This window comes from Endozoicomonas sp. SESOKO3 (genome assembly GCF_024606255.1).
Genome location: NZ_JAHHPR010000008.1, coordinates 1 through 2098, shown reverse-complemented (window position 1 = coordinate 2098; position 2098 = coordinate 1). Strand labels below are relative to the sequence as shown.

The window sequence follows — 2098 nt, the reverse complement described above, 5'->3', positions numbered from 1 at the left end:
CCGGGCAGACCGTCGCCAAGTCTAACGATACCCTGAGTGTGCGCCAGTTCACCCCACGATCCGGCGTGGCGATGACGAGCCTGGATCTGAGCAAACTGGTCAATCTGGTCTTCGCCAAAGTAACCCTGGACCACCCCGACACGGCCTGGACCAACGCCAGTGCCCAGGTGTTCATCAGTGACCTCAAGGGACAGTTGCGCACTAAGGTGGCACAGGCCCGGCAGGAGTTCTCAGCAACGGTGGGTCTGTTGCCACTGCCCCTGACAACACCGGTCACCAACCACACCCTGTTAAGCCCCTTAAGGGAACTGGATTTCTGGTACTTACCGGACGATGACACCCTGCTGGCGGCTAAAACCCGCGACCGATTCCAGATTATGGTCAATGTCAATGAAGACGGTCAGCTGCTCGCCCTCTCAGATACCCGCAAAAAGCAGGCCTTCCAGTTTTTTACCCGGCCTGATCAGGGTACCAAAGGTCATCCCTTTTGCGGGAAGGCTGGTGCCGTTCTGACCGGGATACCCAGCGAGTTTAATGCCCTGCTCTCCATTCCCTGCCGTTACACCTTGCCGGACGGCATCGAATTGCGAGGACACTACCAGTGGAAACCCGGTGCCAAGGCATGGCAAATTCGGACCCCGCAGGCTGAATACCTGGCCAATCGGAAACATCTGGCCCTGGTGGCGCTGGACCTCAGCCTGATGGGGCCCAGAAAAGCCTCCGGTGACCCAAGCTACCGGACCTGGCTGGATTTCAACCGGGCTTTGAGATCCGTGCCAATGGGCGTTCGACGGCGGGCCGACACCAGACTGATCGCTCTCAAACTTCGCCCCGGCTATACCTCAACCCAGGTGGCCTGGGTGGAGTACTGGGGCAGGCATTCTGGTCAACAGAGACTGTTGTTCGGCCTGCCTGACAAGGAGCATGGTCTTCAGCAACTGATTGGACAAACCACCGGCGTCTGGAAAAAAAACATCTCCCGAAATTTCTGGTTCCTTCAGCCTACGGCTACGGTTGTTTATAGCCCAAACCACCAAATGCTTTACCAGATCAACCCCATGGGCTATCAGTCCCTGGGCACCTTTGACAGGGTGGCCGTGATGGCTGAGGGCCTGCTGCTGTCAGGGACATCCGGAGCCGACCGGATCAGCCTGAAAGCGTTGCAGCTGGACACTTACTACCGCGAGCACCAGGTAGCCTTTGTCAAGGAGGGCAATCGCCAACGGTTTGGGGTCGTGGTGGAGGGCCAGGGTGGTTCGGATGTGATTCAACTGGATGAGACCGACCTGTCGTTTTTTGCCCGAATCATCCTCCATCCCGGACTTGCTGGAGAAAAAACCGCTGTTCATGACCAGGCACAAACCCGCATAGAACTGAATTTACCGGCCTTCCTCTTCCGTGCCACTCGCCGAGACGAGAGACTGGTCCTGTCTACCCGGTTTACGACAGGCGACGCTGAGATCGAGATCCAGGAAGTCTGGGCCAAAATGAACAACCACTTCCTGCAACCGACGACGCTGGCGTTCATTGACCTTGAGCTGCCATTATTCGACCTGGCGGCACGAGTGATGCTCTCTGATCAGGGAGTGGTGATGCCATTAACGGTGGGCAACCGGACGGATCGCCTTCGATTCATCCACGCCACAGCCAGCAATCCCCTGTACATCCAGCAAGAGCAAGACCGGCCAGTAAAAATCGTCACACACCGGGCTATGGACGGCATTAGACTGACGCTGGAGCCATTAAACCCTATACATATAATGCGACGAGTGTTTATTACTGGCACAGGGCAGTGTGGCTGGGAACCCGGCAGTGTTCAGGTGAGAGGGCCGAAACCCGACAGCCGTTACCGTCCATTGCCATTTATACCCGCCGTGATCAGCTCGTCTGCCACAGGCAACAGAGCAAGGGGCAATGACCGTAATAACGTCCTGTATGTGAGTGCCAATGCACGGCAGTGGTCTTTCCCGGGGCGGGGCGGTAATGACCTGCTGCTGCTGGGGACGTCCGGAAACACAGCCACAAGGCCAAACGTGCTGGCAAACTGGACACGGAGCGATCGATGTGACAACCGAAGGCTGGAAGCACCCGGCAACAG

Annotated in this window: 1 protein-coding gene; it reads left to right on the top strand. The window is 57.3% G+C overall.

The window, feature by feature from the left end; all coding sequences use genetic code 11:
• Positions 1-71: 71 nt before the first annotated feature.
• Positions 72-2098, top strand: a 2027-nt coding sequence (locus KDK18_RS00065) for a hypothetical protein (protein ID WP_257252311.1), incomplete at its 3' end; no start/stop codon positions are given.